The sequence below is a fragment of the Roseibium sp. R5 genome, assembly GCF_055755305.1.
Genome location: NZ_CM146910.1, coordinates 3,257,459 through 3,282,691, shown reverse-complemented (window position 1 = coordinate 3,282,691; position 25,233 = coordinate 3,257,459). Strand labels below are relative to the sequence as shown.

Genomic DNA, 25,233 nt, shown 5'->3' with positions numbered 1-25,233 from the left:
TGCCCCAATCACCAGCGGTTTCTCCTGACAGGAAGCTGGCAGGAGGCCTGTGCAACAAAGTCTGCGGACATTGTTTCCTCAACAGCAAAACCGAAAAGGATGTTCCGTCATGACAACTCCGTGCCTCGAACTGGTGGTTTTCAAAGTCAAGGACCGCGCCAAGGCGCGCATTGCCCGGCGGGCAGCGCAGGACATAGTTCGCAATTATGAAGGCTTTTTGTCCTGGTCCGCCTATGAGGCGTGCGACGACGAAGGCCTCTTCGCTGATGTTGTCATGTGGCGCGACCTCGCGACGGCCAAAGCTGCCGGACAGAAGGTCATGTCTGATCCGGGCTTCAAAGCCATCATGGCAGAAATCGATGGTCTCGTTTCAATGGCACATTACGCCGCCGACCGGGTGGTCGAGGCCGACATGACGGCCGCCGCCTGAAGCCACAAAAGAGAACGGGCGGACCAGATGGTCCGCCCGCGCCTCAAACTGTCGGTTTAAACAAGACTTACTTCATGGTCGGAATGGAGAATTCCGCACCCTGCCGGATGCCAGACGGCCAACGGGAGGTGACTGTTTTTGTCCGCGTGTAGAACTTGAACGCATCCGGACCGTGCTGGTTCAGATCGCCGAAGCCGGATTTCTTCCAGCCGCCGAACGTGTGGTAGGCGAGCGGCACAGGGATCGGCACGTTGATGCCCACCATGCCGATGTTGATCCGGTTGGCAAAGTCGCGGGCCGTGTCTCCGTCGCGGGTGAAGATCGCGGTGCCGTTGCCGTACTCGTGATCCATGGCAAGGCCAATGGCTTCCTCGTAGGTCTTGGCACGCACAGTGGACAGCACCGGACCGAAGATCTCGGTCTTGTAGATGTCCATGTCCTTGGTGACGTGATCGAACAGGTGCGGCCCGACGAAGAAACCGTCCTCATAGCCCTGCATGGAGAAGTCACGGTTGTCCACGACCAACTTCGCGCCCTGGTCCACGCCGGAGTTGATGAGGCGCAGGATGTTTTCCTGTGCGGCCTTGGTCACGACCGGACCAAAATCGATGTCATCACCGGCTGTCCATGGGCCGACTTTCAGCGCCTCGACGCGCGGGACGAGTTTTTCGATCAGGCGGTCAGCGGTTTCATCACCTACCGGGACAGCCACGGAGATCGCCATGCAGCGCTCACCGGCGGCGCCATAACCAGCACCAACAAGCGCGTCCGCGGCCTGATCCATGTCCGCATCCGGCATAATGATCATGTGGTTTTTGGCACCACCGAAGCACTGCGCCCGTTTTCCGTTCTCAGCAGCGCGGTGGTAAATGTAATGGGCGATCGGCGTGGAGCCGACAAAGCCGACAGCTTGAATGGTCGGGTTGTCGAGGATCGCATCGACCGATTCCTTGTCGCCGTTGACGACGTTCAACACGCCATCCGGCAAACCGGCTTCTTTCAACAGCTCCGCCAGCATCATCGGAACGGACGGATCGCGCTCGGATGGCTTCATGATCATCGCGTTACCGGCAACGAGTGCCGGACCCATCTTCCAGAGCGGGATCATGGCCGGGAAGTTGAACGGGGTAATCCCGGCAACAACGCCCAGCGGCTGGCGCATGGAGTACATGTCGATGCCCGGGCCGGCACTATCCGTGAATTCGCCCTTGAGGAGATGCGGTGCGCCGATGCAGAACTCGATCACTTCCAGACCGCGCTGCACGTCGCCTTTCGCGTCAACAAAGGTCTTGCCGTGTTCAGAGGACAACTTTTCAGCCAGCTTGTCCATGTCGCGGTTCAGAAGATCGACAAACTTCATCATCACGCGGGCGCGCTTTTGCGGGTTCTGCGCAGCCCAGGCCGGCTGGGCTGCGGCAGCGTTTGCAACGGCAGCTTCCATTTCGGCGGTGGTTGCGAGCGCGACCTGTGCCTGAACTTCACCAGTCGCCGGATTGTAGACGTCTGCATAGCGTCCCGAGGTGCCATCAACCTGTTTGCCGCCGATAAAATGACCGATCTTTTCCATGTTCGTTTCTCCCAAAACGTCAGAAGCAACGGCAGCTGATAACTGCCACCCAAATTATGCTGCAGCTGTTTTCGCTTTTATTTTTGCATTCTACAAGAACCGAAAATCCGCATCCGTTGTGCGTTTTTTATAGTTAGAACGCATAAGCTCCACTATAACTTGATAACAAACAGGCATCACAAACCCGGCACAAAAGCCACCCCACGCAACCCGGGCCAAGCAGAGCGCGGAGCTGGGACTACCCGGGCCGAAAACTAAACCAGCCATCCGCAAGCGAAAGGACCCCGGATCGTAGCTGCGCCGCGTCCGGGACGACAATAAAGACATACTCTATGAACTGGGACGATATTCGCATCTTTTTGGGCGTGGCCCGCACGGGGCAGATCCTGGCGGCGGCCAAACGGCTCGGGCTGAACCATGCCACCGTTGCCCGGCGGTTGACCGCCCTTGAAGACAGTCTTGGCACCCGGCTCTTTGATCGCTCGACCTCAGGCTGCGTCTTGACCGATGCCGGCAGCCGGTTTTTCGACCGCGCCGAGAGTATGGAAGCCGCAGCTCTTCAAGCCGAAGCTGATCTTGGCGATGACACGCCGGAGATATCCGGCACCGTGCGCATTGGTGCACCGGACGGGTTCGGGGTGGCGTACCTTGCCCCGCGCCTCGGCCTGCTCACGCGCCAGCATCCGGGCCTCACGGTTCAGCTTGTTCCGGTCTCCCGCTCCTTCTCCCTGTCCCGCCGGGAGGCGGACATTGCCGTCACCATCGAGCGGCCGGAAACGGGCCGCCTAATCGCCGGAAAACTGGTCGATTACGCCCTCGGGCTCTACGCCTCCAGGTCCTATCTGTCGGAACGGGGTATCCCGGCAAGTCCTGGAGATTTGAGCGCGCACAATCTGATCGGGTACGTGGAGGACCTGCTCTATTCCGCTTCGCTCAATTATGGGACAGAGTTCTTTAAGGGCTGGACCGCGCGCTTCGAAATTGCCTCCGCACTCGGCCAGACTGAAGCCGTCAAGGCGGGCGCGGGCATTGGCATCCTGCACGACTTTATCGCCCGCGCAGATCCATCGCTTGTGCCTGTTCTACCGGATATGAAATTGAAACGCGCTTACTGGATGGTTACCCACGAAAGTTCCCGCCCCTTGCGCCACGTCGCGGCCGTGCAGGACTTCCTGCGCGAGCAAGTCGCGCGCGATAAGGCGATGTTTGAGTAACGGGAGACTCTAGCGCCACTTTTTCGTTGCAGAGATCCATTCGCGTGTCCGCGCTTCCGGGTCGCTATTGCGGGTAATGTCAGTGATCACCGCAGCGCTGTCCGCGCCATGCTCAAAGACACCTGAAAGCCGTTCTGCGGTCAATCCACCGATGGTGACCAAGGGCAGATCGCCGATGTTCGCTTTCCAGCGGGTGATCTTTTCCAGCCCCTGCGGCGCCCATTTCAGCTCCTTGGTAAGTGTTGGATAGACCGGACCGAGCGCCACATACTCCGGCTGCACTGCCAATGCCGTCGAGAGCTCCGCGCCGTCATGGGTGGAGACGCCCAGTTTCAAGCCAGCTTTGCGGATCGCGTCCGCGTCAGCATCCGCCAGATCTTCCTGCCCCAGGTGGACGAAATCACAGCCTTCGGAAATGGCGAGCCGCCAATAGTCGTTCACGACCAATTGGCAGCCGTGATCGGCACAGACGGATTTGGCTTCCCGGATCTGGCGGGCGATGTCCGCGTCCGGCTGGTCCTTAATGCGAAGCTGCACAAGTTTCACGCCCAGCGGCACCAGCCGGGCAATCCAATCAGAGCTGTCAACGATGAGATAAAAAGGATCGAGTTTCATTCTGGCTCACGGAGATAGCGGCGTAAGGCCGATTACCGGTCCGTTATACTGCGTGCAAATCACTGCTCAAGACCGAAACGGACTGTTCAATGGACACTTTCGGCATGCATCCCCTATCTATGATGGGAAGAAACTCATTTGTGACATTGGGAGAGGCCCATGAGCTGGTTGAATTGCCCGGATCCAACTCCGGGAGACGCTGCAAGCTGCGATCCGATCGAGACGATTATCGTACCACGCACATCAGATCTCGGCGGTTTCTCGGTCCGCCGGGCGCTGCCATCCGCTAAGCGCCGGATGATCGGCCCGTTCATCTTTTTCGACCAGATGGGCCCGGCAGAGCTTCTGGTTGGCGGCGGCATTGACGTGCGCCCGCACCCGCACATTGGCCTTGCGACCGTCACCTATCTGTTTGAAGGTGAAATGTACCACCGGGACAGTCTCGGCACGGAAATCGCCATTGCCCCCGGCGCACTCAACTGGATGAGCGCCGGAAAAGGCATTGTCCATTCAGAGCGCGAACGGCCCGAACGGCTCAATGAAAAACGCCCACTGTTCGGTCTGCAAAGCTGGGTGGCACTGCCGAAACATCTGGAAGAAACCGACCCGACCTTCCAGCACCACGGAACCGATGAACAGCCGGAATTTGCCGATCAGGGCGCGTCAGTCAAATTGATCGCCGGATCGCTCTACGGCCATACGGCGCCGGTCAAAACAGCTTCGGACATGTTCTATGCCGACATTCATCTGGAGCCGGGCGCAAAGGTTCCATTGGACGCAGGTTGGGAAGAGCGCGGCATCTACACGATATCCGGACAGATCACGATTGCCGGACAGACATTTGATCCGGCGCAACTGATGGTCGTCAAAGCGGGCGATCATCTCGTTATCGAAAACACGTCCCCGGCGCCGGCGCGGTTTGTCGTGATGGGCGGCGAGCCGATGGACGGCGAACGCTACATCTGGTGGAATTTTGTTTCCTCGTCCAAGGAACGGATCGAGCAGGCCAAGGAAGACTGGCGTCAGGGCCGGTTCGACATCGTGCCGGGCGACGAAGAGGAGTTCATTCCCCTGCCAGACCGGCCCGGGCCGTAGCATAAACAAAAGAGGCGTAACACGGCCGTTATCCCTTTCTGCCCCGGACTTGATCCGGGGCCAACTGTTTATGGGCACCGGTCCCGGCTCAAGGCCGGGACAGCTTATTAGTCAAAGCACCATTGGTGACCGAAAACGGCACCCCGATCATTTGGCTAAGCCGCGTTCAGACCCGGTATTCAATTCCGAAACCGGTGCGGAAACCATAAGCCACCGCCAAGTCTCTTGAAGCCCACGCTCTGGCCTTTATACAGAACGGACTGGTTTCAAGGAGTTGTCATGACCGCCAAAACTCAGCCTGTCTTTCCCAAAGACACCGAGGCGCTCCGCGCGGAGATCATCGAGACGGCACAGGCCTTGCCGAAACTGGGGCTCACCAAAGGCACGTCTGGGAACGTCAGTGCGCGCACTGAGGACGGTTTTTTGATCACTCCGTCCGGGACACCTTATGAAGATTTGACTGACGAGAAGATCGTCGCCGTGAATATGCAGGGGTGTTACCGCGGCGACATTCTGCCCTCTTCGGAATGGCGCATGCATCTGGACTTCTACATGGCTAAGCCAAGCTGCGGCGCCGTTGTCCATTGCCACAGCCCGCGTGCGACAGCCCTGGCCTGCCATCGGAAAGGCATTCCGGCCTTTCACTACATGGTGGCTATTGCCGGGGGCGACCGGATCGAGTGTTCCCGATACGAGAGTTTTGGGACCCGCGCCCTCTCCGAAGCCATGATCGACGCCCTTGGGGATCGAAACGCATGTCTTCTCGCCAATCACGGACAGATTGCCGGCGGGGCGACGCTCAAAAAGGCCTTGTCGGTTGCCGAAGGTGTTGAAGATCTTGCGGACCAATATCTTTCCGCACTGGCAATTGGACAACCGGTGATCCTGGATGCGGCGGAGATGGCCGACATTCTCACGAAATTCAGAACTTACGGCAAACAGGCGGGCGACCTCAAAGACGGTCAAACAGCTGCATTTGAATTGCCGAAACGGGTGGGCTGAACATGCGTCTTGGAATTGATTGGGGTGGAACAAAGATCGAGATCATCGCGCTGGACGATGCGGGCACCGAACTGTTCCGCCAGCGCAGCGCAACGCCGAAAGATGATTACGAAGGCTGCATCCGCGTGGTGAAGGATCTGGTCGACGTGGCTGAAAGTGAAACCGGCCAGACCGGCTCGCTTGGGTTGGGCATTCCCGGATCGCTTTCTCCAAAAACCGGTGTTGTAAAGAACGCCAATTCCACCTGGATGAACGGCAAGCCGCTCGACAAGGATCTGGAAGCTGCCTTGAACCGTCCTGTGCGCATCCAGAACGATGCCAATTGCCTGGCCGTTTCCGAGGCGACGGACGGCGCTGGCGCAGGCGCTCATATTGCGCACGCCATTATCATCGGCACGGGATCAGGATCCGGTATCGCAATTGACGCCAAGGCCCACCTTGGCGCCAACGGCATTGGCGGGGAATGGGGCGGCATCGCCCTGCCCTGGATGACGGCGGAAGAGTTCCCGGGCCCCGACAGCTGGATCGGCCACAAGGGCGTCATTGACCTGTGGTGCTCTGGAACCGGGTTCCAGTGGGACTACAAAGAACGCACCGGGAGAGCGCTGAAAGGTCATGAGATTATCGACTTGAAACGATCCGGGGATGCGGTCGCCACCAAGGTCTACCAGGATTATGTGAGCCGCTTGGCCAGGGCATTGGCCATGTCGGCTAACCTGCTGGATCCGGATGTCTTTGTGCTCGGCGGCGGCATGTCGAACATTACGGAACTCTATGACGACCTGCCGGACGCCATGCTGCCTTACGTCTTTTCAGACACCTATGACACGCCCATCCGCAAAGCCAAGCACGGCGACAGTTCCGGCGTCCGCGGCGCTGCCTGGCTATGGAATGATTGATTTTCTGAAGCGGAGTCCTTTCCCGCCGTCCATCGTCCCGGTCAAGCAAAGCGCGAACCGGGACCTGAGCCTCTTTGTCTGAAACGGACCGGTCCCGGCGCGAGGCCGGGACTACCTTTTCAGATTTCAGCGGAAGGTCGATCAACTCCGCCCCTTTCCGAGCGTGACGAACACGATGCCGAGCGCGACCGCAGCGATGGCGCCGAGTTTGGCAAGGTTGGGAACTTCGCTGAAGACGAGATACCCGAGACCAAGGCCCGCGATGGCCGCCACAGAACCGATCTGGCTGAGATAAACCGGACCGGCCACCTGCTGCAGGCGGAAATAGAGCCCGTATTGTACCGAGAACGCCAGGATCTGTGCCAGCAAAAGCCCTAGCGCCGCAGTTGTCCACTCGGCCGGGCCGACCGGTATTCCCATGACCGCGTTAAAAATTGCCAGTGCAATGAACGCCACGACCATCATGCCAAGGGCCAGTTCGATGGGGGTTGCACCGTCCGGCCATTTCAAAGACCGGTAGATGTTTCCAACGGCGAGAAACACCGGGATTGCCAGGGTGACAATGGCCCAAAAGGAGCCTTCAGGAGAGACCCCGGCCCCACCGCCAGCCAAGAGAACACCTCCGGCAAGACCCGCCAGAACACCGATGCTGCGCAGCATCTGGAACCGCTCCAGACCGATCAGCACAGCGAAGGCATAAGTCAGAACCAGCGGAAACGCATAACTCAGCGAAACAAAACTTGCGCCGACTTCAGGGGCCGCAACCACCGCAATCATGTTGGGCGCAATGAACAATATGCCGGTGATGAAAAGGTATTTCAGGAGACGAAGTTTCGCCGCACGTGAGGCCCGATGCCGCGCACCGCTTTCGACACCGGCGAGCAACGTCCCGCTCCAGAGCAGCGCGGCACCGCCAATAATGGCCCATTGCAACAGTCCGAGAGGATGCCATCCCACCATGGGGCCGGTTTTGGCAAACACAACGGAGACGGCCAGAAAGCTGCCAACGGTCAGAAGAAGTATATGCGGGTTGTCGTATAACCGGGTCATGAGGCTCGGTTGTTGCCGGGGCACTTCCCCGGCCTCTGATGGCAAGGTTTTGAACGTATCCGACATTTGAAAATCCTTCTCAGAAACAGTCTTTCAGCCGCTGCAATACGGCCGGTAACGGTCAACATAAGAACTTTTATCTTTATATCAAGATACTTTTTATCAAGCTTCTTGATATTGATTGACAACCAGCGAGTCCTGGCGCATTTTCGGAATAGAAATCAATCATCTAGAAAAGCCACTGCGCTGCGCAAAAGTGTTGGTGAAACAGGCTTGCGCGATAAAACCAGGAAGCAAGATGTCCAAATCGCCGTCTTCACGCGCAAAAAACCCGGACCACATGTTCGGGGATCCTGAAGAGCTTCTGATGGACCGGGCTGAACGCGCCCGCCAGCAATGGCAAAAGGAAGTGCCGGAGATCGCAGACAAGCTGACACCCATGGTGGTGCTCGGCCGGATCAATGAAGCCTCACAGATGATGACCGCCGATTATCTGACACCAGCCTATGCCAAGATCGGCCTGAAACTCGGGGAGTTCGACGTTCTGGCAACGCTCGTCCGCTCCGGGCCGCCTTACAAGCTCACCCCGACCGAACTCTACCGGACCACCATGATGAGCTCAGGCGGCATGACGGCCCGGCTCGACAAGCTGGAAAAAGCAGGTCTCGTTGAACGCTGTCCCCACCCGGAAGACCGAAGGGCTTTGACCGTCTGTGTGACGGACAAGGGACTGAGTCTCGTCAAAGGCATGATGCCGGACTATGTGGAAGCACAGGCCGCCGCTGTCGATGGCTTGAGCAAAGACGAACAACAGCAACTCGGCGACCTTCTGCAAAAACTCATCCGCACGGCCAATGAGAAGAAGGCCGGCTGATAGACCCGCCAGATACCAGCGACCTGCCAGAAGAATACATATTGGTGCGGCAATAGGCGCGGTCCCAATCAACGCACCTTGATTTGCATTTCAGCGACAGATGATCGACGGTCTCCCGAGAATTTTTTCGGACAAATGGACCCCGACATGATCAAGTGGATCGCCCCCATCCTTGCCGCAACACTGTTTATCCTCCCGGCAGTCGCGCAAGAAGAACTGCAAATCAAGGACATCCAGAAAGGCACCGGAGAAGAAGCCAATGTCGGCGAGACCGTCGTCGTGCATTACACCGGCTGGCTGATGGACGGCACAAAGTTTGATTCAAGCCTAGACCGGGGCACCCCGTTTTCCTTCACGCTCGGCGAACGCCGGGTAATCCCGGGCTGGGAACAAGGCGTTGAAGGCATGCAGGTCGGTGGCAAGCGCGAGCTGATCATCCCGCCGCATCTCGCCTATGGTGCATCCGGCGCTGGTGGGGTCATTCCGCCGAATGCCACGCTCAAATTCGAAATCGAGTTACTGGATGTCAAAGGCAAGAAATTCTCCGAGCTCAGCAATGATCAGCTCAAAGAGCGCCTGGCCGCAGGAGCGACTGTAATCGACATTCGCCGCCCGGATGAATGGAAACAGACTGGTGTCATCCCCGGCACCCATCTGGTGACCTTCTTCGATGCCTCCGGAAACCCGAACCCCAATTTCGGCAAGGAACTGCAGTCACTGATCTCCGGCCCCGGCGATGAGGTCATCTTCCTGTGCCGGACGGGCGCGCGCAGCAAAGCCTTGTCCGAGTATCTTGCGGGTCAGGCCGGTTTCACCCAGGTCGCCAACGTGACCAATGGCATCACGAGCTGGATCTCAGGCGGCGGAGACGTCACAGAAGCTGTGCAGCCCGAGAATTGCTGGCTCTGCTGAAGTCTCACCGGCCAGCCTTCAGAGCCCCTCGGCCAGTTTCAGGCTCAACCGGTTATGAGTCTCAATAACCGGAACCATGTCCATGGTCGTGATCCAGCCTTCTTCAACAATGACCTTGCCGTTGATCACCGTTGTTTTTGCGGTTTGAGGCGCACAAAAGACCACGGCTGCGACCGGGTCGTGAAGCGCTCCGGCAAACCCAATCGTATTCAAGTCAAGTGTGAAGAAATCAGCACACTTGCCTGTTTCCAATGATCCAATGTCATTTCGGCCCAATACGGAAGCGCCGCCCAGTGTGGCAAGCTCCAGGGCTTCCCGGGCCGTCATCCACTCCCCGGCCCGAAGCGGGTGCGCCGGTGGCAGCAGGGCGTATTTGCTTGGGCCTTCCGGCGGCTGAAGTCCGAGCTGCAACCGCGCGAGCAGCATCGCCTGGCGGGCTTCCATCAGCATATTGGAACTGTCGTTGCTTGCGGCCCCATCAACACCAAGACCAACTTTCACACCCGCAGCCATATATTTTTTCACCGGTGCAATTCCCGACGCGAGCCGCATGTTGGAACAGGGGCAATGCGCGGCGCCGCAGCCGGTCTTGGCAAAGAGACGGATTTCATCGTCATCGACATGGATCGCATGGGCAAACCAGACATCCGGACCGGTCCAGTCAAGACCTTCCATCCATTCGACCGGGCGCTTGCCAAACCGCTCCAGAGTGTAGCGTTCTTCATCCATCGTTTCGCAGAGATGCGTGTGCAGCATGACCATTTTATCGCGGGCAAGCGCGGCACTCTCCCGCAAGAGATCCTCCGATACAGAAAACGGGGAGCAAGGTGCGACCACCACCCGCGTCATCGCCCCGTCCGCCGCATCATGGTAGCGGTCGATGACCCGAACCGTGTCGTTTAGGATGAATTCTTCATCTTCGACACACTCGTCGGGCGGTAAACCGCCTTTGCTCTCTCCGAGCGACATGGATCCACGGCTTGCGTGGAACCGGACCCCAAGCTCCCGGGCCGCTTCGATCTGGTAATCGACCTTGTTACCGCTCTGGAAGAGATAGGTGTGATCAAAAACAGTGGTACAGCCGGACAGCGCCAGTTCGGCCAGACCGATCAGCGTGCTGGCGCGCGAAGCCTCCGGATCGGTGCGCGCCCAAACCCGGTAGTGCGCCTGCAGCCAGGGAAACAGGTTGTTGTTCTGCGCTGCCGGTAGATTGCGCGTCAGCGTCTGGTTGAGATGGTGATGAGTGTTGACGAATCCGGGAAGGACAATCTGGTCAGAGGCGTCAATGACCTTGTCCGCATGCTTGGGCAGGTCATCGGACGGCCCGACTTGCTGGATGACGCCGTCCACCGCATAGAGCCCGCCACCGGCGATTTCCCGCCGCTCGCCATCCATAGTGACCAGCATATCGGCGTTCTTGAGGAGCAGCGTCTCGGGCATGAGCAGTCTTTCAGGCAGAATCGAATGTGCGTCACCCTAGCCGTTGGATCAGCCCAAGACCACGGCCAGTGCTCTGGAACTCTTTCAAGCCAAACCTTGGAATATCAGTTTTTCAAGGGACCCATTCTGTTCCAGGCGTCCAGGGCGGCAATCTTGTAGGCTTCCGCCAAAGTCGGGTAGTTGAACGTGTTTTCGACAAAGTATTCCAGGGTGCCCTTCAGGTTCAAAACAGCCTGGCCGATGTGGACCAGCTCCGTTGCCCCCTCACCCACGATGTGACACCCCAGCAAGCGTCTGGTTTTCAATGAGAAAATCATTTTCAGCATGCCGGTATCGAGGCCCATGATCTGCCCCCTTGAGGTTTCCCGGAACCGGGCGATCCCGCATTCATAGGGAATGCCGCGTTCCTTTATCTCTTCCTCGGTCATGCCGACGGTCGATATCTCCGGAACAGCATAAATCCCGTATGGAAAATACTCCGGAGGATCGTAGGCCTTCTCACCCAGCGCCTGACAGGCCGCAATCCGCCCCTGCTCCATGGAGGTGGACGCAAGACTTGGGAACCCGATGACATCGCCAGCCGCATAAATGTGCGGCACGCTTGTCTGAAAGGTGACTGGATCCACCTTCAAGCGGCCGCGATGATCGACCTCAAGTCCGCACGCCTCGAGATTGAGCGATGGTGTCGCGCCCATCCGGCCAGCTGCAAAGAGGATCACGTTGGACCGCACACTCCGGCCGCCTTCAAGAAAGATCTCGCAGTCTCCCGCACCATGTTTTTCGATGCTTTTCACTTTCGAGCCAAAGCGCATCGCGATACCGCGATCCCGAAGCTGGTGCGTGAAATCGCTGACAAGCTCGTGATCGAGAAAATCAAGCATGGTGTCTCGAGGCTCGACCAGCGTCACGGCCACATCAAGCGCGGAAAAAATCGAAGCGTACTCCACTCCGATGACACCGGCCCCGATCACAGCGATCGAGCGGGGCAATTGGTTCAACTCCAGTATTTCGTCACTGTCGAGGACGAATTCTCCGTCAAATGGCACATAGTCAGGCCGGAACGGCTTGGTTCCGACCGCAAGAATGAACTTGTCAGCGGAGAAGAGCTTCACGTCGCCTTCTTCGCTCTTGACCTCAATTCTCTCGGGCGATACTAACCGCGCTTCGCCGTACACCGTTGACACTTTGTTTCGGGCAAATTGCAGCTCGAGAACTTCGACTTCGTGATCAAGCGTCATATGAAGGCGTGCTCTGAGATCACCCGCCGAGATGTCTTGTTTAACGCGGTAAGACCGGCCATAGAAGCCGCGCTCTCGCCAACCGGTGAGATTCAGCACGGTTTCCCGCAAGGTCTTGGACGGGATTGTTCCGGTGTGGACCGAGACACCACCAACCCGGCGGCCCCTTTCGACAACAAGAACCTCGTATCCGAATTTCGCAGCCTGAATAGCCGCCCGGCGCCCCGCGGGTCCGCTCCCGATAACGATCAGATCAAAATGATCCATGTGCCCCTCACATACCTCTTGCGAATGCGAATCCGTCCAAATACCGCACTACATTTTATGTCGCACCGCACAAACATGATCCTTCGCCCAAGGTCAACCCGTTGCTCGGCGGTAACTCCGCTCAAGTCCGGTTGCTGGATTTATCACGCGAGCTCAAATAAACTGTTGCCACGCGTTAGAAACTGACTCGAGGACGCACGTGCTACGCCTGCGGCGGGCTAAATTGGCCTGCCATTTCATCTTTATGTTGTTGATGTTGAATGCTTCTGCATTCGCACAGACACTCACATTCGCCGCAGACGAATGGTGCCCGGTCAACTGTGAACCCGGCAGTGAGCGCCCAGGCTATATGGTAGAAATTGCCAGTCGAATTCTGGAACCGCTTGGCTACGAGGTGCGCTATCAACAGATAACCTGGGCAAGAGCCCTTCTGTTTGCCCGGCAAGGCCGGTTTGACGGCGTCTTTGCCGGCACTCCCGAAGAGGCCACTGGTTTTGTGTTCCCCAGCGAAGCGCAAGGCCGATACACGATTGGCATGTTCGTCGCTAAAGATGATCCATGGCGCTATGACGGGCCGAGTTCTTTGAAAGACAAGCGAGCCGGGTTGATCATCGACTATGGATACGGCGAGGAAATCGAGGCATCAGTCAATCGCTATTCTGAAGTTGTCCGGACCGGCGGCAACAACGCGCTGGAACAAAACATAAGAACCCTAGCTGCTGGACGTCTCGATTATATGCTGGAGGACATCAACACGTTTTCATACAAGGCGGAGGAGATGGGACTGGCTGACCGTTTCAGGCTTGAGAAAACCTTCACGCAAGACGATTTGTTCATTGCCCTTTCGCCCGCTCATGCCAATTCGCACGAGATTGCAAAAGCTCTGTCGGACGGCATGCACCGGCTTCGCAATTCCGGCGAACTTTCGCAGATCATGCAGCGGTACGGCCTGCGGGACTGGATCGTCCCGACCTCGCAAGGCCAACCCACAAAAGTGCCGAACTGAACGCGGCCACTCCTGCCAAACATCTCGTCTTGCGCTAGCCCAGCACAGCTGATCGGGGAGCGCGGTCTGCTGGCGTTTCCTCCAGCAATCCTTGGAATGGCACTTTTTCATTGCCATTGCCGGCGCCATCCTCTAACGGTGTTGGCATGATGAAAACCTTGAAAGCAGCTTGGTGGTGGCGCGGCGCAATATAGGCGGCCAGCGATCTCTCATGCTCTGACAAGATCGACAAGTTTCAACCAAGGCCGCCGCGGGAACCCGCTGGCGGCCTTGGTGCTTTGTTGGGCCGTACGGGTTCCGCTCAAAGGCCAAAAAAGACGGGGACATACCATGCCGCAACTGGCAGACCAGAGTTTCGTAACAGAGAGCGGGATCACCATCCTGCGCAGCTCCCGCCCCTCCGATTACGAAACTGGGACATCGGAATGGATCGACCGGCTGGACTCAGAGCGCGGGGCCGTTCTTGCCTCGTCCTATGAATATCCCGGCCGGTACACCCGTTGGGACATGGCGCTGGTCAATCCGCCTCTCGTCATGGAGGCAGCAGACCGGACCGTCGAAATCCGTGCATTGAACGACCGCGGCAAGATTTTGATGCCAGCGATCTCCAAGGCTCTGAAAACCCATGAAGATGTCGAGCACTTTGCAGAGACCGACGAGCGCATCGACCTGACGGTCAAGAAACCAGATCGCGATTTCCAGGAAGAAGAGCGCTCCCGTCAGCCGTCAACTTTCTCGATCGTGCGGGCTCTGAAAGACCTGTTTGCCTGCAATGACGATCAGCTCGGCCTCTATGGCGCTTTTGGCTATGATGTCGCGTTTCAGTTCGAACCGATCGATTTGAAACGCGACCGGCCAGACGACCAGCGGGATGTTGTTCTGTTCCTGCCCGACGAAATTCTCATTGTCGACCACCACGGCAAACGTGCCTATGTTCTGGAATACGATTTTGTCGTCAACGGCCGCAGCACGAAAGGCCTTGAGCGCAGCGGCGAAAAACGTCAGTACACCCCTGCGAACCAGGATCCAGGCCGCGGCGACCATGAACCGGGCGAATATGCACGCCTTGTCGAAGAGGCGAAGGACTATTTCCGCCGGGGAGATCTCTTCGAAACCGTGCCGGGACAGGTGTTTTATGAGTCCTGCCCGAACCCGCCCTCAGCGGTGTCCCGACGTCTCGCACAGATCAACCCCTCGCCCTACTCCTTCTTTTTCAACCTTGGCAATGACGAGTATCTCGTCGGCGCATCGCCGGAGATGTATGTCCGGGTCACCGGTGGCCGCCGGGTTGAGACGTGTCCGATTTCAGGCACCATCCGGCGCGGCAAGAACGCGATTGAGGATGAGGCACAGATCCGCAAGCTTTTGAATTCGGCCAAGGATGAAGCGGAGTTGACGATGTGCTCCGACGTCGACCGCAACGATAAGAGCCGTGTCTGTGTCCCCGGATCCGTCAAGGTGATCGGGCGCCGTCAGATCGAGATGTATTCGCGCCTCATCCACACGGTGGACCATATCGAAGGCACGTTGCGCGAGGACATGGATGCCCTGGACGCATTCCTCTCGCATACCTGGGCTGTGACCGTCACCGGTGCACCCAAACGCTGGGCCATGCAGTTCATTGAAGATCACGAGAAGTCTCCACGCGCCTGGTATGGCGGGGCGATTGGTGCGGTTCTGTTCAATGGCGACATGAATACGGGGCTGACGTTGCGCACCGTTCGTATCAAGGACGGCGTTGCCCAGATCCGGGCCGGCGCAACGCTGCTCTACGACAGCATTCCCGAAGATGAGGAAGCGGAGACCGAACTGAAGGCCGAAGCGATGCGGGCCGCCGTCCGCGAAGCTGGTCTTGCGACCAAGACAACGGCCGCTGGCGACGTTAAAAAACCCGGCAGGGGCTTGAAAATCCTCCTGGTCGACCACGAAGACAGTTTCGTGCACACGCTGGCAAATTACTTCCGCCAGACAGGTGCCGAGGTTGTTACCTATCGGACCCCGGTGGCAGATCATGTGTTTCACGATGTGAACCCGGATCTCGTGGTCCTGTCCCCCGGTCCCGGCAATCCGAAGGATTTTGATTGTGCAGCCACGATTGGACGCGCGCGGGCGCGAAACCTGCCGATCTTTGGCGTTTGTCTCGGCCTTCAGGCACTATCGGAGTATTTCGGCGCGGAACTCGGCCAATTAGATGTGCCGATGCACGGCAAGCCATCACCGATCTCGTTGCTGGGCAACTCACTCGTCTTCGATGGCCTGAACGCTCCCGTGATCGTCGGCCGCTATCATTCGCTTTTCGCCAAACGGGACACATTGCCCAGCGACATCCGGGTAACGGCGGAAACAGAAGATGGTGTCGTGATGGCAATCGAGCATCAGAAAGAAGCGATCGCCGCCGTTCAGTTCCATCCAGAATCCATCATGTCGCTGGATCAGGACGCCGGGCACAAGATCATAGAAAACGTCGTGTCCCGGCTGGTGCAGAGCAGACAGTTCGCCGAGAGCGCCTGAGTTTTTTGCTCAGCTGTCCTAGCGTCACGGATTTACCACTCAAAAGCTGCAGGATACCATTCTGCAGCTTTTTGTTTTTGCGGGAGGATCCATGACCCAGTATTCCGATCACCTCTCCCTCTGGCTCAGCGGCCTTGAGGGGGCAGACAAATGCAAGGTCCTCAACCAAATTCTTGCGGAGGATTGTGTCTTCTACAGCCCCGTCATGCACACTCCGCAAAAGGGAAAACAGCTGACCTTCCTCTATCTTGCGAGCGCGTTCACGGTGCTTTTGAAGGAGGGAAAGTTCAAATACTGCCGGATTCTCGAGCATGGACATGATGCCGTGCTGGAGTTTGAGACAGAGATCGACGGAATTCACATCAACGGCGTCGATATGATGACGTTCAACGAAGCTGGCCAAATCACTGAGTTCAAGGTCATGCTCCGGCCTCTCAAGGCCCTGGAGAAAGTTCGGGCTTCGATGATGGCAGAACTCGAAGCTGCGAAATCAGCCTAAAACCTGACGGGAGCCTCAGCTGCGCGTCACGTCCGCAACCGATTTCTACGCAGAGCTTACCTAGGTTAGCCCACCTTTGTCGCGGTTGCCAGGAAGTGACGCATATCCTCGCGAAGCGAACGCAGCTGGACTTCCTGAGCGTTTAGGGTTTCGGCTTCCACAAGCACGCGGTCGCTGATCTGCTTGCTTTCCGCCGTAGCCGCCCGAACGTTTGCAATGCTGCTGCTGACTTCAGCAACACCAGAGGCGACTTCGTCAATGTTCTGAGCGATCTCGCCCGTGGCTGCGGCCTGCTCCTCGACCGACGACGCAATGGCCGTTGAAACCTTGTTGACCTGATCAATGGCAAGACTGATCTCTTCACTGGCCGCGACGGCGTTCTTTGTTGCCCCTTGCAAACCGGAAATCTGGACGTTGATCGTCTGCGTTGCCTCCGCCGTTTGGCCGGAAAGCGCCTTGACCTCTTGAGCAACGATCGCAAACCCGCGCCCATGCTCGCCGGCCCGTGCCGCCTCAATCGTCGCGTTCAACGCCAGAAGATTTGTCTGCGCAGCAATATCTGTAATCAACTGAACAACTTCACCAATATCCGAGGACATCTTCGCAAGGCTGCCAATTTCACGATTCATGGTCTCGGATTTGGAAACAGCCCCTGCTGCCGTTTCCGACGCGGAGTACACTTGGCGATTGATTTCCCTTACAGAGCTGGCGAGTTCTTCCGTTGCCGACGACACGCTTTGCATGTTCGCCGAAGTCTGCTCTGCCGCTGAAGCGACAACGGTGGACTGTTCGTTGACAGTCGCGCTGGCCGCAGCAACCCCCGTTGAAACAGTGTTCAGCTCCTGAACGGAATGCGTAACAGTCTCGACCACGTCCTTGAGCCGGGTTTCGAACTGTTCGGCAAGATCGCAGAAGGCGTCGTGCTTTTCCTTAATCGCAACGGTCGCCTTGTTGATGCTGTTGGCGGCACTTGCGAACCCGCCAACCATTCCGGTTTCAGAGATCATGCGGAAATGCTGATTGCGCCCGACATAATCGAGGCAGGCTTTCGATTCACGCAAGTAGGCGTCGGTGCGGTCGATCAGAAGATTGATGGCATGCATGAGTTCTGCTGCCTCTCCAGTTTCGGTAATTCCAGTGATACGGGCTTCGAAATCGCCCGCGGCTACTGCCTTGCACACCTTGGTCGCCTTGCGCAGTGACGCCTTGCTCAATCCACCGATCATCTGCCTATTCCCAAACCTATTCCTATCCGGTCGCCTGCCTGAAGGCTGCTCCGGTGATTAAGCCGCCTTACCCAGTGTCGCGACAAATTCGTCGTAAGCGATCCCATGCTGCTCAAGCAGCCCCAACACCATCTGCTCGCTGGCCAGCATGCCATCTTTACGGCTTGCATGACGCTTTTCTTCTTCAAGAAGCATCTTGTAGAGCGGAATGATGTGCTCGTTTACGATTGCCATGTCGGGAACGCGCCGGTTGGAATGATAGCTGATGATTTTACCAGACGCGTCAAAACTCGGGGTCACATGGGCGTAAACCCAGTAGTGATCGCCATTCTTGCAACGGTTTACAACGTAGGCAAAGATCTCCTGCCCGGCTTCGAGTGTGGACCACAACAGCTTGAATACACATCGAGGCATCTCAGGATGGCGGATCAGGCTATGTGGCTGCCCCAGAACTTCTTTTTCCGTGTAACCGGCAACGTCCAGAAAAACCCGATTGGCATAGGTTATGCGGCCCTTGAGGTCCGTTTTGCTGACGATGACATCGTCTCTGTGAAACGTTCGCTCGCGTCCCGTTAGGAAGGCATTTTTTGGCACCGGAAAACCCCAGCTGCTACGTGCTGACCTTGTCAGCAGTCCGAAAAAAACTGGTGCTGAGTATCTCCCGACTAAAATTAATTTTGAATAAATGAGGCGGTCACAATTGCCACTATTCAGCAACAAGCAGTGTAAAACTTGTCTATACTCTGGATCATTCAGATGACCAGACTAAATTCAAAAAACCCTAACGCCAATTCCCTTGAAATCCAGCATACGGAACCTTCCCTTGCGAGATAACTCGCGTAAAACGTTCAGTATTTTCCAGGTAAATAAAATGCATAATTTTTCCAATGCAGGTTTTGCGCAAACGGGTTTCGCGATAATGTGCACACAGACTCTGGTCGCTGCGTACATATTGCGCACAGCTGACGCGTGAACACAGTGGCTGATACGCCGGGGAACAGCGGTGACAGTATTCAAGAGGACTGGCGCTCAATTAGGCCTGCTGCTGACACTGATCTGCGGAGTTGGTCTTGCTGTATTGGAGCGACCACTTTCAATGCCTGCATTTGCACAAGCACCCCAAGCCGCCGACATGGTTCTGGGTATCGGGATTTGCCCGCCATGGCGGACACAATCGGTAGAGGTTTGCCGGAACAGTGTTCAAACCGTTCTGAAGGCTTTTTCAGAACGGTTTGGTCTCTCCGAAGCGCGGCTTCACTTGATGTTAAATGAGGGCGCCTCCGCAGACAGCCTCAAGAAAACCGTCACGGCGCTCGCCAACACACTAGGGCCAGACGACCGGCTCATCATCTACGCCAACATACCGTCAATCTCCAACGCAGCCGCTGAGGTTGGCTTGCCGAACCGTCAAATACTGCAACTTTGGGCGGACGAAAAACCGGAAAGCACGGAGCTTGCGATTGAAACGGGGACATGGATCTCGGCCCCCGCCTTTGCAGCCATGCTCCATACGGTCCCGGCTGGCCAGGTGATCTTGATCCTGGACACCAGCAACTCCGACACGATCGATCCGGACCTTTTGGAAACACATGCGACAAATCTGGATGCCCGTCCCGAGGCGCTGGTGACTTCTGCTGGAGCCGGACAAATGGCAAACTATTCCGCTGACCGGACGATCGCCCTTTTCGCCAAACATCTGGCAGCGTCCCTATCAGCCACTGAGGGAACACTAGCCGACGTGATCAGGGCAGCTTCCGCCGGCACCCGGCAAGCCGCGATCCCGATATGCGTCGCCTTGAGAGAAAAGCAGTCGGACAGTCAAACTAACGAAAAAGACTGCACGCAAGTTCCTGAGATCCATGATCCGGCTGGCATATTGAGCACAATCGTAGTGCCTCCTTTGCCAGAAAACGAAGCGAACTGACGTTTCAAGCCATCAATCCAGACAGGCACCCCTTCAGAACAATCAGTGCTTTGACGGTTTGGATTGAATCAACTGGCCAATTCTGCAGGCGGGATATCGTCACTGCCGAGTTCAGCGGCAAACCTGATCCGATCTAACGCCGCCAATACAGCCTTGGGTGCAACCCGGACCAGTTTGTCGACTGGAACAGGTTTGCCAATCAGATACCCTTGCACTTCATGGCACCCCTGAGCTGCCAACAGGCAGAGGTTTTCAGTGTCCTCTAAGCCTTCGGCAACGATCCGCATGTTAAGCGCCTTGCCCAGCCTTACGACAGCTTCGATAATCGCCAATGCGTTGTAGTTCTGCTGCGCTTCCAACACAAAGGACCGGTCGATCTTGATACAGTCGAAGGGGAAGCGGCTGAGATAACTGAGTGAGGAATACCCGACCCCAAAATCATCCAGGGCGATCTTTACGCCGATATCCTTCAGTTTCGTCAGAATGGAAAGTGCCCGTGCATCATCCTCGATCAAGGTGTTTTCCGTGATTTCAAGTTCAATCCGGTTCGCGGGAATTCCGGACACCCGAATGGCCCTTGCAACATCCTCAATGAAATCCTTGTCTCGAAACTGAACCGGGCTGACATTCAAACTGATGTTGCCGGTGGGGATCTCCTGTGCCGCAACTGCAAGCGCCCGCTCAAGCACGAACTTACCGATCCCGATGATCTGGCCTGAGTTTTCGGCAACCGGAATAAACTCCACTGGGCTGACAAGTCCATGGTCTGGATGGTTCCAGCGGATCAACGCTTCATAGGAAACGATATTCCCCGTGGCGAGGTTCAGGCGCGGCTGAAAATAGAGCTCGAATTGGTCATCAGCGAGAGCCGCGTTCAGACCTTTTTCCATTTCGCGGCGCTGCCGCACCTCAGCCCCCATGCCCTTTCGGAACAGGCAATATGTCTGCCGTCCAGCGCTTTTGGCATTGTAGAGGGCAATATCGGCGTTCGAAACGACCTGCTCCTCGCTTTGACCTGCAGCGATCATCGCAACCCCAATGCTGGCCCCTGGCTTCACAATTAGCCCGTGTCCGCAATTGACCGGCTCAGATAGAATGGCAACCAGACGGTGCGCCATATCTTCCGCCTGATTGGCGAATGAAATCGACGTCTGGATAATGGCGAATTCATCCCCACCCAGACGCGCCACGGTGTCACTGCCCCGGCAAGCGCTCAAAAGACGCTCTGCGGTGACACGAATAACTGCATCCCCGGCAGGGTGACCATGCAGATCATTGATGTCTTTAAACTTGTCCAGATCAACAAGCAGCAGCGCTGCGCCCTGCCCGTTCTTTTCACATCGGCGCAGTGTCTGCTGCAGTTCGGCATTGAAGACAGCCCGATTTGGAAGATCAGTCAGGGGATCATGCTGCGCGAGATGAAGGATCTGCGCTTCCGCCTTTTTCCGCTCACGCAAATCAACGAGGGCTGACACACGGGTTGGAACACCGCGGTAGGCGATCACGCGGGTCCGAATCTCAACCGGCACCCGTTCGCCAGCGCGGTTGACGAATACGACCTCACGCGGCTCCTTCTCCGCCTTGATCAGATGATCTTCCAGGGTTCCGGCAACATCGGTCTCCACGAATTCATAGAGACCGCGCATTTCTAGTTCGGAAATCGAATAACCGACGAGCTCTTCGAAGGTTTTGTTGCCGTCCAGGATGCGCCCATCGACAGAAATCACGATCGCATCGAAGGTGGCATTTGCGAGCGCAGACAGACGCTCTGCTTCTTCCTGGGTCCGTTTTGCATCAGCGACCCGGGACTGGGCCTGCTCCTGACTTTGGACCGTATCCATAAGCGCGTTGAACAACCGGGTTAGGCGCTCAGAATCTTCGCCTTTGGACACCTGAAGGCGCATGGAAAGATCGGCCTTTCCGGCAATCAGGCTGTCGAGCGCATCCTCAACATGTCCGATCCCGAGGCGTGTCCCATGCTCAGCCTCATTTAGACCGATGTCTTCATCCTGCTGTGACAAACGCAGCGGGCTATATTTGTTCAACACCGCAAGGAACAGGATGCTCACACCAAAACACCAGAAGAAGTTGGTCAATATCCCTTGAAGCTGAACCAAGAGCTGAGGCACACGCGCACCGAGTGGCAATGTCTCTGCAGGTGCCAAAACGGCTAGGCCAAGCGTTCCAATGACACCGGCAAATCCGTGAACGCTGATCGCGCCGACAGGATCATCCAGCCTGAAATAGCGTTCGAGAACAAGCGCTCCAAACAGCGCTGTGGCACCTCCGGCAGCTCCAACCAAGAGCGCACCGCCGGGCGACAGAATATGACACCCGGCAGTCACTGCCACGAGACCGCCAAGAAGCCCCGAAATAGAGTTTTCCGGTAAAACCAAGCCATCCCGATACTTGCCGGCCAGATACCCAGCGGCAGTCCCGGCTGCGGCCGCCAAGACGGTGTTGGCGAAGATCTTGGGCACATCCCAACTGGCGGCCAATGTTGAACCGCCATTGAATCCGAGCCAGCCGACGAAGAGAGCGACAGCGCCAGTTGTCGCCAGAACAGAGCTGTGACCCTGAATACGATAAGCTCGGCCCTCGGCGTCAAACCGCCCGATCCGGGGACCGAGGATGATACATGCGGCCAACGCAATCCAGGCGCCTGTCCCGTGAACGACTGTTGACCCTGCAAAATCTACAAACCCGCGATCGGCAAGGAAGGCTTCGGCGTCCGGGAACAAAACGCCGCCCCACGCCCAACGGGCAAAGACCGGGTAGATGACGGCTGCGGTTAAGACCGTGCACCAGACATAAGCCTGAAGCCGCATGCGTTCGGCAACTGCGCCGGAAATGATTGTCGCCGCCGTCCCGCAGAACATGACCTGGAAGGCGAACACGGTCAGAGCCCAGGGCGTAACATCCGACAGTAAAAACAACCGATCATCGTAGCCGGCAAACCATGTGCCGCCTGCCCCAAACGCCACTGCAAATCCGAACACGGCAAAAATGATCACGCAAACAGCAAGATCCAGAAGATTTTTCTGCGCAACGTTGATGGAGTTCTTTGACCGGACCATGCCCGCTTCAAGCAGCATGAATCCGAGCTGCATCAGAAGAACCAGCCCTGCAGCAACCAGCACCCAGACCATATCAAGGCGCTGCTGCAAACTCTCCGAAGCTGCCTGCGCAGGCAGCAACATACCCGAAAAGAAAAAAACTCCACACCAAACAAGAGTTTCGAACTGAACCCGAAGCTTACGCATTGCAACCGCCCAAGAAACCAGAATGAGCGGCATGATCCCGCGCAATTTATTAATTATGCCTTGCCAATATTGCCAATGCCGACAAGTTCAGCACTCTGCTCAACTTTCATGCAATTACTTGGCTGTTGAATTTCTTGTTCCAAGCAATTCATCACCTTCGCGGTCGTAGAGGAGTGTCGAACCAGCACAAGTCAGTGGTTGATTTTAATTGAACATATGTTCAATATAATAATTGTGCATGAGCATACGGGAGGAGCGCATGGCGACACAGGCAGCGAACAATCGCCGGATTGACAGTTTGTTGGCGGAGTATAGCGAAAGCCACCAGAACGCGACCAACAAGTTCATTCACTGGATTTGTGTTCCCGTGATCGTCTGGACCGCCACCGCATTGCTTTGGAGCTTGCCGGTTCCGTCGTGGTTCTTTGCGGTGCCGTTTCTCAACTGGTCGACGTTGGTGATCGCGCTAGCGACGCTCTACTACCTGACCCTCTCCGTTCCACTTGCCTTAGGCATGGCTGTCATAGGGGCAATTTGCTCCGCCATCAACGCCAGCTACGGTCTGCCGCTGCCGCTCTGGCAAACAGCGCTGGCGGTGTTCGTAGCCGCATGGTTCGGGCAATTCATCGGACACAAGATCGAAGGCAAGAAACCGTCCTTTTTCAAGGACATTCAGTTCCTGCTGATCGGACCGGCGTGGCTCCTGCATTTTGTGTATCGCAAGGCCGGAATCAAATACTGACGTGAATGCGCTTCAGGCTAGCACGAGCGCTCGGAAGACTGTGTAACAGCCGGCATCTCTGACGCTTCGGCCGCCCGTATGGCAGGCCGCCCTCTCAAACGCTCGCCAAGCCAGGCGAAGTCTTCGCTGTCGGCACGGCGCAGAGACAAGTCCCGTTCAGGAACCATCGGAACGATGCCGCGATCCGTTTGTTCACCAACGGCAAACCGGAACGCATAACCCGGGGTCAACCCCATCCGGAGGTCTGAAACCACCACCTTACCATCAACCATCTCGGCCCGGTTGAAACCCCGGCTGAACCAATCGAGCTTCCGGTAAGCATCCGAGTTCTGAACACAAGCAACCAGTTCTGGATGGCGCGAATGAGTGTAAATCTCCGGCTCCTGATCTCCATCAAAGAGCGACAGGTAAAGGTTCTGATAGCGGTCTTCATCGAGACCGATCACTTTCCAAAGTGCAATATTAAACGGCGCTGCAATTGCGAAGATCTTTTCGGGAACTTCTCCCTGGCTGGCGAAGATCTGCTCCGCTCGTTGCTCGACATAGGCTTGAATTCCGACCGACAACAGCATGTACGCGCTGGTCGCAACCAAAACGCCGCCGACCCACCGCCCAAATCTCTGTGTCCAGTCGCTTTTGAAAAACGCCCAAACTACGACAAAGATGAGCGGCAGCGAGTAGACCGGATCGATGATGAACACCGATCCAACACCCACCGGATCTGGATATATCGGCCAGAAAATGCGTGTTCCGTAGACCGTCATTGCATCAATCATCGCATGAGTCGCGAAACACAGATAAACCGTCAGGTAGGTCAGCCAGCGATGGTCTCTCAAGCCCCTAAAGAGGCGAACGAGCAGCTCCCCGAAAACCGGTGCCGCAAGCGCATGAACAAACACGGAGTGCGTCCATCCACGGTGATAGACAAAGCTGTCGACCGGGTCGGCGAACGGGATCAGGACATCCAGGTCCGGCACGGTCCCCAATAGGCCGCCAACAAGCGCTGCTTTCCTTGGACCGATTTTCTTGCCAAGACACGCCGTTGAAACAGCTGCGCCCAGTACGAATTGGGTGATTGAATCCATGGAGGGGTCCGGATGGCCTGAGCGGTCGTTGGTGGTTTTACGATAAGTGGGTCAATAGTTTGCCGATGCAAGGAGTACGTAGCGCATTGCACAAAAGATCACGTTAGGCGCACACTGTGGTCTGGCAAATGATTGTGTCGTTGCTAAGGACGGGCACTCGGCGCGCCGCCCTTCTCGCTCTCGTTAAGACAGGGCAACCGAGAACATCAATGAGACCGTAGTTCATTTGATCAATGGATCGGCTGCTCGTTTTAGCGGAACAGAAACCTGCAATTCGGCGGAAAACAGCTGTGTACCGTTAGGTATTTGCCAACCCTTTACATGTAAAAAATGACATAAGCGTTTTAGTTGCGTTATTATATTACTTCTATTTA

The 25,233-nt window shown here is 56.7% G+C and carries 21 protein-coding genes; 12 read left to right on the top strand and 9 right to left on the bottom strand.

Annotated elements, in window-relative coordinates; translation table 11 throughout:
• Nucleotides 1-109: 109 nt before the first annotated feature.
• Nucleotides 110-430 (top strand): hypothetical protein, encoded by a 321-nt coding sequence (locus AC0J4F_RS15435; protein ID WP_209175042.1) that lies wholly within the window; start codon nucleotides 110-112, stop codon nucleotides 428-430.
• 67 nt (nucleotides 431-497) lie between these two features.
• Here the strand turns inward: AC0J4F_RS15435 and AC0J4F_RS15430 are convergent, their stop codons facing one another.
• Complete coding sequence (locus tag AC0J4F_RS15430; protein ID WP_133946998.1) at nucleotides 498-1,997, bottom strand: CoA-acylating methylmalonate-semialdehyde dehydrogenase; 1,500 nt, start codon at nucleotides 1,995-1,997, stop codon at nucleotides 498-500.
• Between the two features lie 332 nt (nucleotides 1,998-2,329).
• Here AC0J4F_RS15430 and AC0J4F_RS15425 point away from each other — a divergent pair, with 332 nt between their 5' ends.
• Nucleotides 2,330-3,211 (top strand): LysR family transcriptional regulator, encoded by an 882-nt coding sequence (locus tag AC0J4F_RS15425; protein ID WP_133946997.1) that lies wholly within the window; start codon nucleotides 2,330-2,332, stop codon nucleotides 3,209-3,211.
• 9 nt (nucleotides 3,212-3,220) lie between these two features.
• On the opposite strand, the gene AC0J4F_RS15420 is transcribed toward AC0J4F_RS15425, so the two are convergent.
• A complete protein-coding gene (locus AC0J4F_RS15420; RefSeq protein WP_473023934.1) occupies nucleotides 3,221-3,826 on the bottom strand; it encodes a thiamine phosphate synthase in 606 nt (201 codons plus the stop codon).
• A 159-nt stretch (nucleotides 3,827-3,985) separates the two neighbouring features.
• On the opposite strand from AC0J4F_RS15420, the gene AC0J4F_RS15415 reads away from it, so the two are divergent.
• The 3 genes from AC0J4F_RS15415 to AC0J4F_RS15405 all read left to right on the top strand — a co-directional run bounded on the left by AC0J4F_RS15415 (nucleotide 3,986) and on the right by AC0J4F_RS15405 (nucleotide 6,822).
• The gene (locus AC0J4F_RS15415; protein ID WP_133946995.1) at nucleotides 3,986-4,921 is read left to right on the top strand and encodes a pirin family protein; all 936 of its coding nucleotides are present in this window, start codon (nucleotides 3,986-3,988) and stop codon (nucleotides 4,919-4,921) included.
• A 279-nt stretch (nucleotides 4,922-5,200) separates the two neighbouring features.
• Nucleotides 5,201-5,923, top strand: coding sequence for a class II aldolase/adducin family protein (locus AC0J4F_RS15410; RefSeq protein WP_473023933.1), 723 nt, complete (start codon nucleotides 5,201-5,203; stop codon nucleotides 5,921-5,923).
• 2 nt (nucleotides 5,924-5,925) lie between these two features.
• Nucleotides 5,926-6,822: an ROK family protein gene (locus AC0J4F_RS15405; protein ID WP_473023932.1), complete on the top strand. Its 897-nt coding sequence runs from the start codon at nucleotides 5,926-5,928 to the stop codon at nucleotides 6,820-6,822.
• A gap of 141 nt (nucleotides 6,823-6,963) precedes the next feature.
• Here AC0J4F_RS15405 and AC0J4F_RS15400 read toward each other — a convergent pair whose 3' ends face one another.
• Entirely contained in the window at nucleotides 6,964-7,938 is a 975-nt protein-coding gene (locus AC0J4F_RS15400; protein WP_473023931.1) for a DMT family transporter, read from the bottom strand.
• Between the two features lie 232 nt (nucleotides 7,939-8,170).
• On the opposite strand from AC0J4F_RS15400, the gene AC0J4F_RS15395 reads away from it, so the two are divergent.
• Together AC0J4F_RS15395 and AC0J4F_RS15390 are read left to right on the top strand one after the other, a co-directional pair.
• Nucleotides 8,171-8,746 (top strand): MarR family winged helix-turn-helix transcriptional regulator, encoded by a 576-nt coding sequence (locus AC0J4F_RS15395; RefSeq protein ID WP_133946991.1) that lies wholly within the window; start codon nucleotides 8,171-8,173, stop codon nucleotides 8,744-8,746.
• 147 nt (nucleotides 8,747-8,893) lie between these two features.
• Nucleotides 8,894-9,658, top strand: a complete 765-nt coding sequence (locus AC0J4F_RS15390) for an FKBP-type peptidyl-prolyl cis-trans isomerase (RefSeq protein ID WP_133946990.1) — start codon at nucleotides 8,894-8,896, stop codon at nucleotides 9,656-9,658.
• Between the two features lie 18 nt (nucleotides 9,659-9,676).
• Here the strand turns inward: AC0J4F_RS15390 and AC0J4F_RS15385 are convergent, their stop codons facing one another.
• Together AC0J4F_RS15385 and sthA are read right to left on the bottom strand one after the other, a co-directional pair.
• Nucleotides 9,677-11,098, bottom strand: a complete 1,422-nt coding sequence (locus AC0J4F_RS15385; protein ID WP_473023930.1) for an 8-oxoguanine deaminase — start codon at nucleotides 11,096-11,098, stop codon at nucleotides 9,677-9,679.
• A 104-nt stretch (nucleotides 11,099-11,202) separates the two neighbouring features.
• On the bottom strand, nucleotides 11,203-12,603 hold the full coding sequence (gene sthA / locus AC0J4F_RS15380; RefSeq protein ID WP_133946988.1) for a Si-specific NAD(P)(+) transhydrogenase: 1,401 nt from the start codon (nucleotides 12,601-12,603) through the stop codon (nucleotides 11,203-11,205).
• Between the two features lie 253 nt (nucleotides 12,604-12,856).
• Between sthA and AC0J4F_RS15375 the strand changes: the two genes are divergently transcribed.
• The 3 genes from AC0J4F_RS15375 to AC0J4F_RS15365 all read left to right on the top strand — a co-directional run bounded on the left by AC0J4F_RS15375 (nucleotide 12,857) and on the right by AC0J4F_RS15365 (nucleotide 16,619).
• Complete coding sequence (locus tag AC0J4F_RS15375) at nucleotides 12,857-13,609, top strand: transporter substrate-binding domain-containing protein (protein WP_166672632.1); 753 nt, start codon at nucleotides 12,857-12,859, stop codon at nucleotides 13,607-13,609.
• Nucleotides 13,610-13,939: 330 nt separating this feature from the next.
• Nucleotides 13,940-16,120, top strand: a complete 2,181-nt coding sequence (locus tag AC0J4F_RS15370; protein ID WP_473023929.1) for an anthranilate synthase component I — start codon at nucleotides 13,940-13,942, stop codon at nucleotides 16,118-16,120.
• Nucleotides 16,121-16,211: 91 nt separating this feature from the next.
• The gene (locus tag AC0J4F_RS15365) at nucleotides 16,212-16,619 is read left to right on the top strand and encodes a nuclear transport factor 2-like protein (protein WP_473023928.1); all 408 of its coding nucleotides are present in this window, start codon (nucleotides 16,212-16,214) and stop codon (nucleotides 16,617-16,619) included.
• Between the two features lie 65 nt (nucleotides 16,620-16,684).
• Here the strand turns inward: AC0J4F_RS15365 and AC0J4F_RS15360 are convergent, their stop codons facing one another.
• Complete coding sequence (locus AC0J4F_RS15360) at nucleotides 16,685-17,845, bottom strand: methyl-accepting chemotaxis protein (RefSeq protein WP_473023927.1); 1,161 nt, start codon at nucleotides 17,843-17,845, stop codon at nucleotides 16,685-16,687.
• Between the two features lie 57 nt (nucleotides 17,846-17,902).
• Nucleotides 17,903-18,439, bottom strand: coding sequence for a PAS domain-containing protein (locus tag AC0J4F_RS15355; RefSeq protein WP_428524954.1), 537 nt, complete (start codon nucleotides 18,437-18,439; stop codon nucleotides 17,903-17,905).
• Nucleotides 18,440-18,941: 502 nt separating this feature from the next.
• Between AC0J4F_RS15355 and AC0J4F_RS15350 the strand changes: the two genes are divergently transcribed.
• Nucleotides 18,942-19,769, top strand: coding sequence for a hypothetical protein (locus tag AC0J4F_RS15350; RefSeq protein ID WP_473023926.1), 828 nt, complete (start codon nucleotides 18,942-18,944; stop codon nucleotides 19,767-19,769).
• Nucleotides 19,770-19,837: 68 nt separating this feature from the next.
• Here AC0J4F_RS15350 and amt read toward each other — a convergent pair whose 3' ends face one another.
• Nucleotides 19,838-23,032: an ammonium transporter gene (amt, locus tag AC0J4F_RS15345; RefSeq protein WP_473023925.1), complete on the bottom strand. Its 3,195-nt coding sequence runs from the start codon at nucleotides 23,030-23,032 to the stop codon at nucleotides 19,838-19,840.
• Nucleotides 23,033-23,291: 259 nt separating this feature from the next.
• Here amt and AC0J4F_RS15340 point away from each other — a divergent pair, with 259 nt between their 5' ends.
• Entirely contained in the window at nucleotides 23,292-23,774 is a 483-nt protein-coding gene (locus tag AC0J4F_RS15340) for an Mpo1 family 2-hydroxy fatty acid dioxygenase (RefSeq protein ID WP_473023924.1), read from the top strand.
• A 17-nt stretch (nucleotides 23,775-23,791) separates the two neighbouring features.
• On the opposite strand, the gene AC0J4F_RS15335 is transcribed toward AC0J4F_RS15340, so the two are convergent.
• Nucleotides 23,792-24,859, bottom strand: a complete 1,068-nt coding sequence (locus AC0J4F_RS15335) for a metal-dependent hydrolase (RefSeq protein WP_473023923.1) — start codon at nucleotides 24,857-24,859, stop codon at nucleotides 23,792-23,794.
• Between the last annotated feature and the right edge of the window lie 374 nt (nucleotides 24,860-25,233).